Genomic DNA, 16,073 nt, shown 5'->3' on the forward strand with positions numbered 1-16,073 from the left:
ACTAGCATGAATTTACATTTTGGAAACACATGAATTCATCGGCCTTCTGCCAACGACGCGTTCTTATTGAGACTGGTATTTAGCCAGGCGGCTGGAAAATTCGCCCACCTGTGAACGACATCTCGAAGAGTCGTTGAGCAGCAACGCAAACTTTACAGTTCTGCCAGCGACTATCCCGTAAAATACCGCCCCATGACCTCCCCTGCCTCGACCTCCCCTATCCCAGACAGCATCCTGCTCCCTTCCCTGGCCGTACTGGGAGGGCAGATTTCCGTCAATCTGGGGGCGGCGATTGCGAAGAATCTGTTTCCCGTCATTGGCGTGGAAGGGATTACGGCGTATCGCGTGGGGTTTTCGGCGCTGATCCTGCTGGCGATTTTCCGGCCCTGGCGCTACCGCCTGACGCGCAAGGATGTGCTCAATTTACTGGTCTATGGTTCCGTGCTGGGGTTGATGAACTTGCTGATTTACCGGGCGTTTGCGCTGATACCGATCGGCATCGCGGTGGCCATCGAGGTGACGGGGCCGCTGGCCGTGGCCATGCTGTCGTCGCGGCGACCGCGCGATTTGCTGGCCGTGGCGTGCGCCGTGTTTGGCTTGTATCTGCTGCTGCCGCTGCAAGGCAGTCCGGGCAGTCTGGACCCCGTCGGCGTGGCGTATGCGCTGGGCGCGGCGCTGTGCTGGGCGCTGTACATCATCTTCGGCAAGCGCGCATCGACCTTGCAGGGTGGCCAAGCCGTGGCCTGGGGCATGACGGTGGCGGCCATGGTGACGGTGCCCATCGGCGTCGCGTATTCGGGCACGGCCCTGCTGGCGCCATCGATTGCCTTGATGGGCCTGGCCATTGCCATGCTGTCCAGCGCGCTGCCGTATTCGCTGGAAATCTTTGCCCTGCGCCGCTTGCCGCAAGGCGTGTTCGGCATGTTCAGCAGCGCGGCGCCGGCCGTCAGCGCGCTGGCCGCCATGGCCGTGCTGGGAGAACGGCTGAGCCTGACCCAGTGGCTGGCCATCGCCTGCATCGTGTTTGCGTCGGCCATGGCGGCGCTGGGCGCACAGGGCGGCAAGCGCTAGCGCCATTCAGCCCATCCTGTAGCGCTGCCTGCCGCACTTCCTTCATTCACAGTTACATGGCATGGCTGCGCGGCTGACGGGCAGGTTTTGATGCCCGGCTGTAAAATGCGTCATTGTTTGCCATATTGTGCACTTCCGCCTCACCGATGACATACCCCATTCTTTTTCGCTGGTTCTCCGCTCTGGCCGCCGCAGCCTTGCTGCTGGCGCCAGTCGCCGCCGTACAGGCAGCCGCTCCTGCCCCCCTCACGGGCAATGCCGAAGCGGGCAAGGCCGCGTTTCGCAAATGCGCCTCCTGCCACCAGGTGGGGCCATCGGCGCGCGGCGGCTTCGGCCCCAAGCTGACGGGCGTGATCGGGCGCAAAGCCGGCTCCACCACCGACTATAAATACTCGGCGGCCATGAAAAACGCGAATATCATCTGGACCGAGCAAAACCTGGCCAGCTTCCTGAAGGCGCCCAGCGATTTCATTCCCGGCAATAACATGCGCTTCTGGGGCATCGGCAACGCGCAGCAAGTGGCCGATCTGCTGGCCTACCTGCGCACGCAATAAGCAACGCAAGATCACGCCTGCAGCGCTTGCAGCACGCCCTTGCGCTTCTTGTGCGCCACTTCATAGGCGTGCAGACGCTGGCGCTGGGCATCGGACAGTCCGCCCAGCCTGTCGCGAATCTGCGCCACCGTCAAATGCTGGTAGCCGGCGATGGGCAAGTCTGATGCTGGTGCATCCGAGGCCGGGCTGCTGGCCTTTTTCCGCTCTGGCGCCGCCCGCGTCTCCCCCGCCTGCGCCCTTTGCTTGTTCACGATGCGGGCAGCGACCTCTTCCTCGCGGCCCGGATAGCGCCCTTCCTGCTTGAACTCTTTTTCCAGCTGCTTGAATTCACGCTCGCGCCTGGGACTGGCACCGACAGGCATATGCTTCTCCTAGGACTTGGCCGGCAGCTTGCGCACGCACAGATAGATGGAATACAGCGCCGCCAGCCCCACCAGCACATACACGCCGCGCGACGCCGTCGACATGGCGCCGAGGATGCGGGCCACGATATCGATATCGAACAAGCCCACCAGCGCCCAGTTCAAGCCGCCCACGATCAGCAGGATCATCGAGATCCAGTCCACCACGTTCAGGCGCTTGGCCGTCATTTCCTCGTTTGCCGCACCGTCCGATCCTGCCTGGATATTCGCCATCTCAGCCTCCTGTAAGAAGAAAGAACCCGCGCCGGGTCTGTGCAAGGAACAGTGTAGGCGCGGCATGCGCACATGCCAGTCGGACGATGCCGGGTATCGAGGTAGGACGGCTCTGTAATACGGCGGGTGATTTTATCTGGCAACAAGCCGGGTCGCCGTTGCCAAACAGGCAGCGACTAATTCCAATATAGAAATATTTATAGATTACTTAGTACCGCGCTGCTACACTCATTTCACCCCGGCAACTTCAGGGGACAAGCGCCACGCCATGCCGCCGGCATGGAAGACGGCCACCATGGGACAACAGCTGAGGGGACATGAATATTTCTAACATACGCATCGGTGTGCGCCTGACCACAGGCTTTTTGCTCACTTCGCTTTTACTGGCCGTGGTGGTGGCCATCAGCACGTGGCAGTTGTCCACCGTGAGCGGGGAAATCGATAGCAGCGTGAACCAGCGCTATGCGCGCATCGCGCAGTTGCAAGCGACGCGCAACAGCGCGCAAGAACAGCCTGTCCTGCGCGAGCTCGACCTGCAGATCGCCACGCAATCGGCGCAGATGCGCGCAGCTGCCGAGGCGGCCATGGCACGCGCGCACGATACCAGCGTGCTGATCATCGCGCTGGGCCTGGTCGGCGGCGTGTTGAGCCTGGCCACGGCCTGGTTCATCAGCAGCGGCATCGTGCGGCCCTTGCGGCATGCCGTCAAGGTGGCCCGCAAGGTGGCTGGCGGCGACTTGAGCGAGCATATCCGCGTCGATTCCCGTGATGAAGTGGGGCAATTGCTGCAAGCCCTGAAAGACATGAATGCCAGCTTGATCACGATCGTGGGCGAGGTGCGCGGCGGCACGCACGACATCGCGGGCGCCTCGGGCGACATCGCCGCCGGCAACCTGGACTTGTCGCAGCGCACGCAGGCGCAAGCGAGCTCGCTGGAACGCACGGCCGCCTCGATGGACGAGCTGACTGGCACCGTCAAGCAAAATGCCGATAACGCACGGCAAGCCAATCAGCTGGCGCAATCGGCCGCCGCCGTGGCCGGCAAAGGGGGCACGGTGGTGGCGCAAGTGGTCGATACCATGAGTTCGATCAACGCGTCGTCGAAAAAGATCGTCGACATCATCGGCGTCATCGACGCCATCGCCTTCCAGACGAATATCCTGGCCTTGAATGCGGCCGTGGAAGCGGCGCGGGCCGGCGAACAAGGGCGCGGCTTTGCCGTCGTGGCCGCTGAAGTCCGTACCCTGGCGCAACGCTCGGCGGGAGCGGCGCGGGAAATCAAGCAGCTGATCGGCGACTCCGTCGAGCGGGTCGACGCGGGCGCGCGCCTGGTCGACACGGCCGGCGCCACCATGCGCGAAATCGTCGCCAGCGTGCACCGGGTAACGGACATCATGGGCGAAATCAGCGTGGCCAGCGGCGAGCAATTGTCCGGCATCGAACAAGTCAATGCCGCCATCGTGCAGATGGAGCAGGTGACGCAGCAAAACGCGGCGCTGGTGGAGCAGGCATCGACGGCGGCGGCCGGCATGCAGCAGCGCGCCACGCTGCTGTCGGAGACGGTGGGCATCTTCAAGCTGAGCCGCGACCACGCCCAGGCGGCGCACGGCATCAGCCTGGTGGCCGCGCCGGCCAGCCGCGTCGTCACCGCGTCCGCAAACATCCGTGCCGCAAGTGTTAGAGCGCGGCTGAAAGCCTGAGTTCCCCCGTCATGCAGTCGCCATCGTTGCTTGTTATAGCTGCTTGTACATGATAGTGGTGGCGTCCAGCCGGTCGCCGGCCGGTGCCAGCGCATAGCCGGGGATGCTGCCCGCCACCGCGTAGCCGAGCGACGCGTACAACGGTTCGGCGTGGTCGCCGCTGCGCGTATCCAGGGTCAGCAGGCTGCGCGGCAAGCGGCGCGCCTGCGCTTCCAGCGCCTGCATCAGCTGGCGCGCGAGACCGCGCCGGCGGAAAGCGGGCGCGACCAGCAGCTTGCGCACTTCGGCCCGGTGCGCCTGGTTGGGATTGGTATCCCAGTCCAGCTGCACGGCGCCCGCCACCCTCCCCTCCACCTCGGCCACCAGCAGCAGGCGCACGCCGCGCGTGACGGCCGGCAAGACGTTATCCATCCAGAAGGCCTGGCTGGCCGCCGTGTCGAACGGCAAGATAAAACCGATGCTGGCGCCGTCATGCACGCAGTCTTGCAGCAAGGCGCCCAGCTCCGGCAAGCGATCACGTATATCGGTGGATGAAAAATGGCGTAGCGATGCGGACATGGCGACCTCAGACAAGAAAGAGAAAATAGCGGGCGCCGCTATCCGGCGGCGTCGTGAAGGCACTGGCGCCATGCAACTGGTAGCGCAGGCAGTCGCCGGCTTCCAAGTCGTGCGCGCGGCCGTCGACGGTCACGTTCAGCTTGCCTTGCTGCAGCAACAGATGGTGTTCCATGCCGGGCCGGGGCGAGGCCGCGTAGGCGATCGTCACGCCAGCGCCCAACTCGCATTCGAGCGCTTCGCCCGCCAGCGCGCGTGAGGGGGGCGAGACGGAACGGCGGACAAAGCCGGTGTCCGGGTCGCTCCACACGCTTTGCTGGGCCCGCCGCAGCAGCGGTGGAAAATCGTCCTCGACCATGCGCAGCAGGCGCGACATGGCCAGGCCATACGCGGCGCACAGCTTGCCCAGCACGTTTGTTGTCGGGCTGACTTCGCCATTTTCCAGGCGAGACAATGTCGCGCGGCTGACCTGGCTGGCGCTGGCCAGCTGGTCCAGCGACCAGCCCCGCTCCACGCGCAACTGTTTCAGGCGCGCCGCCAGACGCTGTTCCGTATCGTTCTCTGCGAGTGTCAAATTTTCCATATATGGGAATTTATTCCTTATATGGAAAGCAGTCAAGCAGTTTGCGCGCTATCCTGCCATGCGCGACGCGTGGCGGCACAGCTCCAGGAAACCCGTCAAACGGGGCGAGAGTATCTTTTTGGACTGGCGGATCAGGTAAAAGTTGCGCGCCAATGGCGGCAGCATGGTTTCCAGTTCCACCAATTGCCCGCTGGCCAGCAGATCGGCCACGACGACGCGCGACAGGCAGGCGATGCCCAGCCCGGCCGCCGCGCCATACTTGATGGCTTCCGAGTTGCTGAATTCGCCCGCGGCGCGCAGATAGTGCAGATACGGCACCAAGGCTTGCTCCACGGCTTCGCGCGTGCCCGAGCCCGCTTCGCGCAGCAGCCAGCCCGCCTGATTCAATTCCGCAAAACTGAGCAAATGGCGCAGCTGCGCCAGCGGGTGCGTGGGCGCGGCCACGATCAGCATCTGGTCCGTCAGCCACGGCTCCACCAGCAAACCCGCCTCGTGGCACGGCCCTTCGATCAGGCCGATATCGACGCGGAATTCGGCCACGGCGGCGGCGATGTCGGCCGTGTTGGCAATCGTCACTTGCGGAATGCTGCGCCCGTACTGCTGCGCCGCCTGCGCGAGGATCTGCGGCAACAGATAGATGCCTATCGTCGTGCTGGCGCCGATTTGCAGGCTGACGGGCACGGACGGGTCGGCGCCGGCGAACTGGCGCTCGATGCTGGCGGCCCCGTCGCGCATCTGCCGCGCCTGCGGCAACAGCAGGCGGCCATTGTCGTTGAGCAGCAACCGCTTGCCCACCCGGTCGAACAGTTGCGCACCGAGCAAGGTTTCCAGTTCATTCAGGGCCGCGCTGGTGGCCGATTGCGACAGCGCGATCAACTCGCCGGCCGCGCTGGTGCTGCCGGTGTCCGCCACGGCGAGAAAAATCTGCAGTTGTCGCAAAGTCAAAGCCATCTCATCTACCTATTGAATTGGTTAAACATACAAAAACAATCCGTTTTACCATTTAATCGGCGAACTGTACAGTCATGCCATACGAACACAGAACCATGGAGTACGGCATGTCTTCCCTCTCAACGACGAATACAAACAGTGTCAGCGACCGCTACGGCCGATTGCTGCCCGGCCTGCTGCTGAGCGGCGCCATCGCCTGGGGCGCCATCGCGCTGGGCAAGCTGGAATGGATGCAAAGCCACGGCATGAGCGCCCTGACCCTGGCCATCATGCTGGGCATTGTGCTGGGCAACAGCGTGTATGGCCGCCTGGCGCCTACCTGCGGCGCGGGCGTGGCGTTTTCCAAGCAGACATTGTTACGACTCGGCATCATCCTCTACGGCTTTCGCCTGACGTTCCAGGATATCGGCCAGGTGGGCCTGGCCGGCATCGCCATCGACGCGCTGGTGCTGGCGTCCACGTTCGGACTGGCCATGCTCCTCGGCACCACAGTGTTCAAGCTGGAACGCAACAGCGCCATCCTGATCGGCGCAGGCAGCTCGATTTGCGGCGCGGCGGCCGTGATGGCGACGGAACCCGTCGTCAAGGGGCGCAGCGAAGACGTCACCGTGGCCGTCTCCACCGTCGTGGTGTTCGGCACCATCGCCATCTTTTTGTACCCCTTGCTGTACCGCTGGAACCTGGGCTGGCAGGTGCTGGGCGCCACGCCCACGGCCTTCGGCGTGTATATCGGCTCGACCGTGCATGAAGTGGCGCAAGTGGTGGCGGCCGGCAAGTCGATCGGACAGGAAGCGGCGAATGCGGCCGTGATCGCCAAGATGGTGCGCGTGATGATGCTGGCGCCCTTCCTCGTCATCCTGTCAGCGGTGCTGGCGCGCGGCAATGCCAGGGCCGGCAGCGGCGACGGCAAGGCGGCCAAGCTGGCCATTCCCTGGTTCGCCTTCATCTTTATCGGCGTCGTCGCCTTCAATTCGCTGGGCCTGCTGCCAGCCAGCATGGTGGCCACCATTACCGATATCGACACGGCGCTGCTGGCCATGGCCATGGCGGCCCTGGGCTTGACGACGCATATGTCGGCCATCCGCCGCGCCGGCATCAAGCCCCTGCTGCTGGCCGGCCTGCTGTTCTGCTGGCTGATCGCCGGTGGCGCCGCCATCAACCATGTGGTCGCCAGTCTGTTTGCATGATGTCAAGCCGGGGCCGCCGACGCGGGAGCCGAAAACTTCGTACAATAAGGGTGTGTTGACTCTCCATCCGGCTTCGGCCCCATCCAGGAACATCCATGCATCTCTCGAACTGGCTGCTTTTCTGCAGCGTCGCCCTGCTCGTCACGTTTTCTCCCGGCCCGGCCGTCTTGCTGGCCATCTCGAACGCCATCGCCGTCGGCCCGCGCCGCGCCATGATCAGCAGCATGGGCAATGGTTTTGGCTTGTTCATCATTTCCGGCGTGGCCATGGCCGGCATGGGCGTCGTGCTGGCGACCTCGGCCACGGCCTTCATGCTGCTGAAACTGGCTGGCGCCCTGTATCTGGTATTCCTGGGCGTCAAGCAATGGCGCAGCAAGACCAGCGTCGTGGCCGCTGCCCCCATGGTACAAGGCGCGGCCAATCCGAATTCGTTCTGGAAACTCTTCCGCCAGGGCTTGACGGTGGCGCTGACCAATCCCAAGGCCATCCTGTTCTTTTCGGCCCTGTTCCCGCAATTCATCACGCCGGGCGAACCGGTGGCGATCCAGTTCACCGTGCTGACGACTTCGTTTGTTGCCTGCGCCATGCTGGCGCACTTGTTTTACGCCAACCTGGCGCGCCTGCTGAAAACCCAGCTGGCCACGCCGGGCCGCGCCAGGCTGTTCAACCGCATCTGCGGTGGCGCCTTCGTCTTACTGGGCCTGAGCCTGCTGCGCCTGCGCAGCAAGGCCGCGTAATTCACTACGGCACTAAGAACGCCTCGATGCTGGCCGCCAGGGCCAGCGGCGTTTCATTCATCGGATAGTGTCCCGCATTGCCCAGCACCTCCAGCCGGGCTTGCGGGTACCACGCCAGATAGGTGCGGCGCATCAGGGCCGCGTCGAAGCGCGGGTCGTGTTCGCCCACCAGCGCCAGCAACGGCAGTTCCACGCGCGCCGCCTTGATTTCTTCACTGAAATCCGTCCCGCTCCACGCGAGGAAGTAGCGTGCAAACGCGGCCCGATCCGCACTTTCCCACGAATATTGCGCCTTCCAGTCCAGCCAGGCGGCCGGCAGGCGCCCGCCCGTGCTGCGGTCGATGATGGCGCGCCGCGCCTGCACATTGCCGCTGGCGTCGAGAAACAGCGCGCGCGCCGCCGCGTCGAACGCCACGCCGCAACTGGGCACGGGCGCCACGGCCACCAGCTTGCGCAGGCGCGTGGGCGCCAGCAAGGCCAGCCGTTCCAGCGCCATGCTGCCCATCGAGTGGCCCACCACGCTGAAGGTGGCAAAGCCCAGCGCATCGGCCAGGGCCAGCGCGTCGCGGGCGACCTCGTCCATCGAATACTGCCCCGCCGCGCCGCGCATGCCGCCATAGCCGCGGCTATCCATGAAGACATAGCTGAAGGTGCCGCCATCGAGGGCAAGCTCCATGGGCGCGAACGCATGCGCGTCGCCAAACCAGCCGTGCAGGACGATGACGGCGTGCGGGCCATGGCCCACGCGATGATAGGTATTGTGCATACACACTCCAGAAAAAGAGTGCATGGTACGCGGCCGGCAGGCGGCCCGCCTTCGATGCCAGGTCAAATACTGTAGAGTATGGGCCATGGATGATTTTTATACGGAAGTGCCGCGCCCGCTGATCGCCACTGCGCGCGACCATGCGCCCGATCAGCTGTTCCCCAGCCATCGCCATGCGCGGGGCCAGTTCGCGTATGCGGCGCGCGGGGTCATCAGCGTGCACACGCCGCAAGGCAACTGGCTGGTGCCGCCACAGCGCGCCTGCTGGGTACCGGCCCAGCTCGCCCACGGCATGCGCATGCATGGCGCCGTCACCATGCACAACGTGTTTATCGATGCGCCCGCCATCATCGGGATGGGCTTGCCGTCCCACTGCCAGGTGCTGGATGCCTCGCCATTGCTGCGCCAGCTGCTGGCCGAGGCCGTGACCGTGGAGGCCTTGTACGTGGAACAATCGCGCGCTGGACGATTGATGGCCCTGCTGCTCGACGAGATCGCCGCGGCCCGCCCCCTGCCCTTGAGCGCACCCCTGCCGCAGGAACCCCGGCTGGCGCGGCTGTGCATGGACATGCTGCGGCAACCGAGCCTGGACAGCAGCCTGGACGCGATGGCGGCGCAGGCCGGCATGAGCCGGCGCACCTTTACGCGGCAATTTCGCGCCCAGACGGGACTGGCCTTTGCCCAATGGCGCCAGCAGGCATGTTTGCTGGCAGCCATCACGCGCCTGGCCGAAGGGCAAGCCGTCACCCGGGTCGCGCTCGACCTCGGCTATGCCAGCCCCAGCGCTTTCACGGCCGCCTTCCGCCGCGTGCTGGGCCAGGCGCCCAGCGACTATCTGGAGCGCGCCACATAGAAGAAGCGAGACCGACGCAGAAAATTTCTACATGGCTGAGCTGAACTCGCTGTCTCGGCGATGGACTAAGCAACATGGCAAGCAAGAAAGCTTCCATTGCTGCATTAATAAATCATCAAGATAGACATAAATATTCCCGCAGGAGAATATTTTATGGATTTTTAACATATGATCCCGGCATATCCCCATTAGCGCCCAGCATGAACATACTTAATGAAATACTGGATTTCCTGGGCCTGATGACTATCGGGCATCACACCACCGTATTAACACAGGAAAAAGAGGAGCAGGCGGCGCGGCGTTCACAGATGCAGAGAGCCATTGAACGCGCGCATGACACGGCTTTGGCCGAAGGCAAGGCTGTGGCCTATCAGCATGGCTTTGAAGCAGGACGAGCGTATGAAGCTGACACCCAAGCGAAGACACTGGCGGCAGAGAACGAGCACCAGGCACAACTCCAACGCCAAGCGGAGGAGGCGCGCAAAAACTGGCTGGTGAGCGGCATGCCCCTCGGCTTTACACCGCGTATCTGCCGTGAATTCAAAACGGAGGTGACTGCGCGCTTCCCGCATCCGCCCACAGCGGACCAGTGGAAGATGATCCTGGCCGACGACCCTGCCACCTACGTCATTGCCGGTGCTGGCTCCGGCAAGTCCACATCGCTGGTCTTGCGCGTGATCGCGCTCAACCTTTACTTGGGCATCGACCGCAACCAGCTCTCCGTGTTCACCTTCACCAAGGCGTCTCGCTTCGATTTCATCGAAAAGCTACAGGCGAGTCTGTCAAAATGGCAAATTCAGTTGTCGGTACAGGAGGCAAAGCGCATGGTGCGTACCTTCCATTCCATGGTGCTGACGATGGCACGTGAAAGCATGGCGGTACGTCCCAAAGTGCTTGAGTTGCTGGATCGGGAGAAAAAGGGCGAAGTCGACGCACTCGATGTTGAAAACATGCTGGAACTGGCGGAATCGGACGACCTGCAAGACGAGAGCGACGGTGAGGATGCCTCCCCCGCTATGCTGACCGAGGAGTCGGACGATACGCCAACGCTTGACGACCTGCTCGGCATCGCCTACGAACGGGCCTTCAATCGAGATCAAGTTTTTTACACTCTGGCGATCCAGCTTTACAAACTCAGCCTGACCCAGGCTCGCCAGCCGACCGATGGCAAAACGCAAAGCAACATCAAGTGGATCAACGATATCGACCAGAGGATGACAGCCGCCCTTGAACACGCCTGGCGCCACGACATCGCTCCCGGCATCTGGCCTCTGGACGGTATCAATGCTGGAATCGCCGCCATCGACGTATCGTCGCAGATAAACAAGCCCTTCTGGGTGAATGGCTACGTGCCGCAAATCGGCGCCTACATTATTCTGGGCGGGGCCGAATTTTATGCCGGGGCGAGCTACAACAGCATTCCTTCCGCCCCCGCGATCTACACCAAACGCAAAGTGCTGGCGGGTATCAGCGACAAGCCCTTGCTCTGGATTGACACACTTGATCAATTACAGGAGCTGAAAATCCAGCTGAGCTGGCTTGCGGCACATGCGGAAAGACGAGCCGACAAACTTACGTTCCAGATGATCGCACCAGGTGACTTCAAGAGAAAGCCGATTACCAAGTGTTTTCATGGCATGGCGCAGTTTGTGGAAAATCTGGGCTTGCCGGTAACTGCTACGCTCTCCAGCGTCATCGCCAGCCAGCAAAACAAGCTTGGCGGCGATGCCGTGTTCATGCAGGCCACAGCCCGTTTCTGGCCCTATTTCGAAGCCGTGCTGAAAGAGCGCGGTATCTGCTCATTCAATCAGCTCTTTGCGCACTATTCCGAAGATCATCCAGAAAATTTTGCTGCGGTGCCACTGCGCGTGCTCGGCGCCATGCGACATCTGATGGTGGATGAGTTCCAAGATGTATCACCACAAATTGTAAAATGGATTAGAGGTTGCCAACGAGAACTAGTCAGACGTGACATGGCTGGCTCCCTCACCTGCGTCGGTGACGACTGGCAATCAATCTATGGCTGGCGTGGCAGTTCACCAGACTTCTTCGTCCAGTTCAAACAACACTTCCCTGCCGCCAAGCATGGCAAAGTCATACTGAAAGAAAATTTCCGCAGCAGCGACTACCTGATCCGCTGCGCCGAGTCGGTGCTGGTCGGCGTGCCTGGCATGGAGCCGAAAACCTGCGTGGCCGAGGGAAAATGGGCCAATGCCAACCTTCCGGTACAGATTCATGGCGTGAAAGGCGAGCTGCCATTTGAGGTAATCCGACAATATATCGGCATGGAAGTTGCGCGCACCGAAGCCTGCGAGGAGCGCCCCATGCTGGTATTGTCACGCGAGAAAAGACACCTAGAAAAGTTCAAAAGGGTGTCACGCCGCGATTGGGGCAAGGCAGTCAAGTTCATGACCTTCCATGGCGCCAAGGGATTGGAAGCACAATCCGTCGTATTGCTCGGCGATTGCCACTACACCGGTTCCACGCCATCGAAAAATTTCTTGTACGAAAAAGCAGGCCTGGGCAGCTATGACGATGCGCAGCGAGCGGAAGCGCGCCGACTGGCTTATGTCGGCATCACGCGGGCAATGGAAAAGTGTCGCTGGTTCGCCGTCAGGAAAGACCATGGCGCGATCGCCAGCCTGCCTGCTTCCCAGCCCTATGTCACATTTGCCACTATCGATACCAAGCAGGCCAACACTGTCTGAACGTATCGAAGGACAGGCCGGTAGGCTAGGCTGCAATCATGGCGGCGATGCGCCGGTCCATCGCCTGCGCCAGTTTCTGCACATGGTAGCCGTCGACGAACCCATGGTGGGCCTGCGCGGAAAACGGGATGCGCATGCGGCCGTCAGCCTGCGCGGGGCCGAACTTGCCCCAGGTAAAGGTCGGGATATCGGCGTCGCGGTGGCGGTGGATCGGGTGTTCGATGGCCGCCAGTTCCAGCCATGGCAGGCAGGTGATGAAGACATTGTTGCGCTGCTCGCGCTCCGTCTCGCCCTCGCCTATGTTGATCAGCGCGGAACTGCTTTCGGCGAGGCGCTTCGCTGCCAGGCTGCGTTCGATGAACAAGTCCAACTGGTCCGTCATGGTGAAACGCGTGTAGTTGAGGTTGTCATCGCCATTGATGACGGTGTACGAGGCGGGAAAATCGTCGATCCTGATCACTTCGCCCTGGTAGATGCGATACATGAAATTATCGATCTCCCTGACCGTGTTCAGCAGGCAGAACAGGAAGAAGTGGAATACGGGGATGTGCCGTTCCTTGCACCAGGGCCGGAAGTCCGGCACGTCGAGCTGGAAGTTGATGTTGACGAGGGGATTGTCAAACGCCCGGAACAAGTCATAGCGGTCGCGCCGCTTTTCAAAATTTTTCATGCGGCGAGTGTAGACGATGGGGGGACTGGCGGGCAAGTCATGCCTTATCGGCAGCGTTGTCCCGCAACATCTCCCGGGCCAGCTCGGCCACGCCCTCCTCCAGCTCGGCAACCGTTGGCGCCAGGGCGAAGCGCGTCAACTCCCCACTCAGGGCCGCAGCCAGCTCCCGTGAATGGCGCACGATACCCTGCAATACAAAGTACTTCCATTGTTCATCATTACCGGCCAGCACCGTTTTGATATAGGGGGCAAGGCGCGGACCGATGCCTGCCAGATACGGCAAGAGCACGCCGGCCACCGGCCAATTGACGTCTTGCACCCATTCCAGGATCTGCGGCATGGCTGGACGGATTTCCTCCCAGCTCAATGCGATCAGGGCTTGCGCGTTGCGCATATCGTGTTTATCGCGCGGCAATGGCAGAATCATGCGGGGCGTCCTGTCATGCGGCGCCGCCGTGCGCCAGGCCCCGCTGCACCTTCCACGCCAGCGGCAAGGTCAGCAGCAATACGGCCGCCAGCGCCAGCAAGGCCGTGGGCACGCTCGTATGGTCGCCCAGCGCGCCGAACAGCACGGGCGACAGCGCTCCGCCGCCGATGCTGCCCGTGTAGAACAGGGCGAACGCGTGCTCGCGCTTGCCGGGCTCGGCCAGTTCCGGCACCGCGCCGTACAGCACGGACGAGGTGCCGTTGAGCGCCAGTCCCAGCAATGGCAGCATGGCCATGACGCCGGCCAGCGGCAGCCACAGGGCCGCGACGATGAGCATGGACGTCATCGATTCCGTCAGCCACACGGTCTTCATCATGCCGATGCGCGCGCCCAGGTAGCCGCACAGCAGCTTGCCAAAGGCGCCGCCCACGAACAGCAGGGATAGCGCCACGCCGATGCCGGCCGTGCCCGCGCCCTTGCTTTTCAGCAGGAATGGCAGGAAAGTCAAAAAGCCCATGCGCACGGCGCTGTCCAGGGTGCCCGTGGCCAGCAGCGCGCGAAAGCTGCCCTTCGCGCCGCTGCCCGTGATCGTCTTGCCCGCTTTTTTCTGGCTGGCCTGCAGCTCGCCCGGCTTGGGCAGCAGCCACCACAGCAAGCCGGCCGCCGCCAGGCCCAGCAAGCCCAGCAGCGAGACGCTCGCTTGCCAGCTGCAGACCAGCAACAGCAAGCCCACCAGCGCGGGTATCAGGGTCTTGCCGATGTCGCCGGCAAAGTTGTAGTGCGACAGCGCCTCCTTGACGCCGCCGCCCGCCTCGTGCGTGTCGGTGACGATGGACGAGGCCAGCGGATGCTGCGTGCTGGCGCCCAGGCCGCCCAGCAGCAAGGCGATCAGCAGCACGGCCAGGCCGCCCGCCTGCCCGGCGATCAGGTAAGCGACGCCGGCCAGCGCCGTGCCGCCCACGAGCAGGCGCTCGCGGCCCCAGCGTTTCGCCATGCGGCTGGCCAGCAGCTGGAAGCCGGCCATCATGCCCGAGTAGGAACCGCGCAACAGGCCCACCATGGCGTAACTGATGGCAAACTGCGCCTGCCAGATGGGCAGGAGCACATAGATGACGTCCGTCAAGCCGTCATGCACGGCATGCGCGCCGCAGGCGGCGAACAGCGAGCGGCGGCGGATCGATTTGTCGGAGGGAGTGACTGCGGGGGACAGCGTGGTGACGGAGGGGTCGGTCATGGTTCTGCAAGCGGGAAAAACGCGAGGCAGCCAGCTTACACCAATTGGCAACGTCGCATCTTAATGTGTGACAAGAATAATATGATTGCAAGCTTCAGCGTGCGCAGGCGCCGGACAAGCGCAAACAAGCGCAAGCCCGGCCCGACGCCCCCGCCTCGACGGCGCCGGGTTTCCCCCTTACTTGGCCATCGCATCCTTGGCCATGCCATCCTTCTTCATGTCATCCTTCTTCATGCCGTCTTTTGCCATGGCATCCTTCGCCATGCCATCCTTGGCCATGTGATCCTTCTTCATGTGTTTCTTCGCCATCGGCTTGTGCATGCCGTCCTGGCCCATCGCATCCTTGTGCATGGCATCCTTGTGCATGGCATCGGCCGAGGCGTCCTTGGCCATGGCGTCTTTCTTCATGGCGTCCTGGGCGAAAGCGGCGCCCTGCATGAGGATGGCGGAAGCGAGGATCGCGGCGACGGTGGTGATGGTGGTGATCGTGGTTTTCATGATATGTCCTTGTCTCTAGGTTGGTTGGGCAAGTGCCCGGTGTGAAAGCGACTGCGGTGCTGCAGGGTGCTGCTTGCTGATAAATAGATAAATAATAGGAAGGCCGGGAGGTGGTCAGGGCCAGGCGCATTGCCGCAGGCAGTACGATTAGTACGACAAGGCAATGCAACGCCGCACTGGCCGCCTCTCCGGCCATCCTAGGAGCCGCCGAACCAGTTGTAGCCTTGGTTCTCCCAATACCCTCCCGGATACGTGTTCGTGACGAACATGGCCTGGATGTGCTTGGGATTCTTGTAGCCCAGCTTGGTCGGCATGCGCAACTTCATCGGGTAGCCGTACTTGGGCGGCAATGGCTGGCCGTCGTAGGTCAAGGCCATGATGGTTTGCGGATGCAGGGCCGTGGCCATGTCGATGCTCGTAAAATAATCGTCGGCGCACTGGAAGCCGATGTATTTGGCCGTCGTGTCGGCGCCGATGCGCTTGAGGAAATGCGAAAACGGTACGCCGCCCCACTTGCCGATGGCGCTCCAGCCTTCCACGCAGATGTGGCGCGTGACCTGCGTTTCCTGCGGCAGGGCGCGCAGCTGCGGCAAGCTCCATGGTTTCTTGTCGGCGATCAGGCCGCTCAATTCCAGGCGCCAGGCGTCGCCATCGACCTCTTCCACCTCGTCCTCGCCGTAGTACGCGTTGAACGGGAACGGCCGCGTGATCATGGAATCCGGGTAGGTCGGCGCCAGTTTATGCGGGTCGAACAGCCAGCCCTGCACCCGGTCGTTGAAGCGCGAGACGGCCGCCAGCGCCGTCTCGATGCCGGACGGGTCGTTGACGTTGCAACCGGTCAGCAGGGACAGGCCGCCCAGGGTCAGGCTGCGCTGCAGGAACAGCCGGCGCGATGGCTGGCGGATCTGGCGCAAGGCGTCGGCCAGCATGGCCTGGCCCTCTTC

At 62.7% G+C, this 16,073-nt stretch carries 18 protein-coding genes; 7 read left to right on the top strand and 11 right to left on the bottom strand.

Going from position 1 to position 16,073, the window contains the following annotated elements:
• Nucleotides 1-192: 192 nt before the first annotated feature.
• Nucleotides 193-1,071 carry an EamA family transporter gene (locus tag J0O65_RS03725; protein WP_215404247.1) on the top strand — a complete coding sequence of 293 codons (879 nt, stop codon included), beginning with the start codon at nt 193-195 and terminating at the stop codon, nt 1,069-1,071.
• Nucleotides 1,072-1,217: 146 nt separating this feature from the next.
• Entirely contained in the window at nt 1,218-1,625 is a 408-nt protein-coding gene (locus tag J0O65_RS03730; RefSeq protein WP_215404250.1) for a c-type cytochrome, read from the top strand.
• Nucleotides 1,626-1,636: 11 nt separating this feature from the next.
• Here the strand turns inward: J0O65_RS03730 and J0O65_RS03735 are convergent, their stop codons facing one another.
• Complete coding sequence (locus tag J0O65_RS03735) at nt 1,637-1,987, bottom strand: hypothetical protein (protein WP_215404252.1); 351 nt, start codon at nt 1,985-1,987, stop codon at nt 1,637-1,639.
• 9 nt (nt 1,988-1,996) lie between these two features.
• A complete protein-coding gene (locus tag J0O65_RS03740) occupies nt 1,997-2,260 on the bottom strand; it encodes a DUF378 domain-containing protein (RefSeq protein WP_215404253.1) in 264 nt (87 codons plus the stop codon).
• 317 nt (nt 2,261-2,577) lie between these two features.
• Here J0O65_RS03740 and J0O65_RS03745 point away from each other — a divergent pair, with 317 nt between their 5' ends.
• Nucleotides 2,578-3,960, top strand: coding sequence for a methyl-accepting chemotaxis protein (locus J0O65_RS03745; protein WP_215404255.1), 1,383 nt, complete (start codon nt 2,578-2,580; stop codon nt 3,958-3,960).
• A gap of 33 nt (nt 3,961-3,993) precedes the next feature.
• Here the strand turns inward: J0O65_RS03745 and J0O65_RS03750 are convergent, their stop codons facing one another.
• The 3 genes from J0O65_RS03750 to J0O65_RS03760 are packed head-to-tail and all read right to left on the bottom strand — an operon-like array spanning nt 3,994 to nt 6,049.
• The gene (locus tag J0O65_RS03750; protein WP_215404257.1) at nt 3,994-4,518 is read right to left on the bottom strand and encodes a GNAT family N-acetyltransferase; all 525 of its coding nucleotides are present in this window, start codon (nt 4,516-4,518) and stop codon (nt 3,994-3,996) included.
• Nucleotides 4,519-4,525: 7 nt separating this feature from the next.
• Nucleotides 4,526-5,098, bottom strand: a complete 573-nt coding sequence (locus J0O65_RS03755; RefSeq protein ID WP_215404259.1) for a helix-turn-helix domain-containing protein — start codon at nt 5,096-5,098, stop codon at nt 4,526-4,528.
• Nucleotides 5,099-5,146: 48 nt separating this feature from the next.
• A complete protein-coding gene (locus J0O65_RS03760; RefSeq protein ID WP_215404261.1) occupies nt 5,147-6,049 on the bottom strand; it encodes a LysR family transcriptional regulator in 903 nt (300 codons plus the stop codon).
• Between the two features lie 107 nt (nt 6,050-6,156).
• Here J0O65_RS03760 and J0O65_RS03765 point away from each other — a divergent pair, with 107 nt between their 5' ends.
• Both J0O65_RS03765 and J0O65_RS03770 read left to right on the top strand, forming a co-directional pair.
• A complete protein-coding gene (locus tag J0O65_RS03765; protein ID WP_251373388.1) occupies nt 6,157-7,236 on the top strand; it encodes a YeiH family protein in 1,080 nt (359 codons plus the stop codon).
• Nucleotides 7,237-7,331: 95 nt separating this feature from the next.
• Nucleotides 7,332-7,973: a LysE family translocator gene (locus J0O65_RS03770; protein ID WP_215404265.1), complete on the top strand. Its 642-nt coding sequence runs from the start codon at nt 7,332-7,334 to the stop codon at nt 7,971-7,973.
• A gap of 4 nt (nt 7,974-7,977) precedes the next feature.
• On the opposite strand, the gene J0O65_RS03775 is transcribed toward J0O65_RS03770, so the two are convergent.
• Complete coding sequence (locus tag J0O65_RS03775; RefSeq protein ID WP_215404267.1) at nt 7,978-8,739, bottom strand: alpha/beta fold hydrolase; 762 nt, start codon at nt 8,737-8,739, stop codon at nt 7,978-7,980.
• Nucleotides 8,740-8,824: 85 nt separating this feature from the next.
• Between J0O65_RS03775 and J0O65_RS03780 the strand changes: the two genes are divergently transcribed.
• Together J0O65_RS03780 and J0O65_RS03785 are read left to right on the top strand one after the other, a co-directional pair.
• The gene (locus J0O65_RS03780) at nt 8,825-9,592 is read left to right on the top strand and encodes an AraC family transcriptional regulator (protein WP_215404269.1); all 768 of its coding nucleotides are present in this window, start codon (nt 8,825-8,827) and stop codon (nt 9,590-9,592) included.
• Between the two features lie 74 nt (nt 9,593-9,666).
• Nucleotides 9,667-12,300: a UvrD-helicase domain-containing protein gene (locus tag J0O65_RS03785; RefSeq protein ID WP_215404271.1), complete on the top strand. Its 2,634-nt coding sequence runs from the start codon at nt 9,667-9,669 to the stop codon at nt 12,298-12,300.
• A gap of 25 nt (nt 12,301-12,325) precedes the next feature.
• Here J0O65_RS03785 and J0O65_RS03790 read toward each other — a convergent pair whose 3' ends face one another.
• The 5 genes from J0O65_RS03790 to J0O65_RS03810 form a co-directional block, all read right to left on the bottom strand.
• On the bottom strand, nt 12,326-12,970 hold the full coding sequence (locus J0O65_RS03790) for a CatA-like O-acetyltransferase (protein ID WP_215404273.1): 645 nt from the start codon (nt 12,968-12,970) through the stop codon (nt 12,326-12,328).
• Nucleotides 12,971-13,007: 37 nt separating this feature from the next.
• Nucleotides 13,008-13,397, bottom strand: a complete 390-nt coding sequence (locus J0O65_RS03795) for a DUF5071 domain-containing protein (protein WP_215404275.1) — start codon at nt 13,395-13,397, stop codon at nt 13,008-13,010.
• 13 nt (nt 13,398-13,410) lie between these two features.
• Nucleotides 13,411-14,631, bottom strand: coding sequence for an MFS transporter (locus J0O65_RS03800; protein WP_215404276.1), 1,221 nt, complete (start codon nt 14,629-14,631; stop codon nt 13,411-13,413).
• Between the two features lie 177 nt (nt 14,632-14,808).
• Nucleotides 14,809-15,129: a pentapeptide MXKDX repeat protein gene (locus J0O65_RS03805; protein ID WP_215404277.1), complete on the bottom strand. Its 321-nt coding sequence runs from the start codon at nt 15,127-15,129 to the stop codon at nt 14,809-14,811.
• Nucleotides 15,130-15,326: 197 nt separating this feature from the next.
• The gene (locus J0O65_RS03810; RefSeq protein WP_502793539.1) at nt 15,327-16,058 is read right to left on the bottom strand and encodes a molybdopterin-dependent oxidoreductase; all 732 of its coding nucleotides are present in this window, start codon (nt 16,056-16,058) and stop codon (nt 15,327-15,329) included.
• Nucleotides 16,059-16,073: the final 15 nt, after the last annotated feature.

Source organism: Janthinobacterium sp. JC611 (assembly GCF_018682595.1).
Taxonomy (GTDB): domain Bacteria; phylum Pseudomonadota; class Gammaproteobacteria; order Burkholderiales; family Burkholderiaceae_D; genus Janthinobacterium.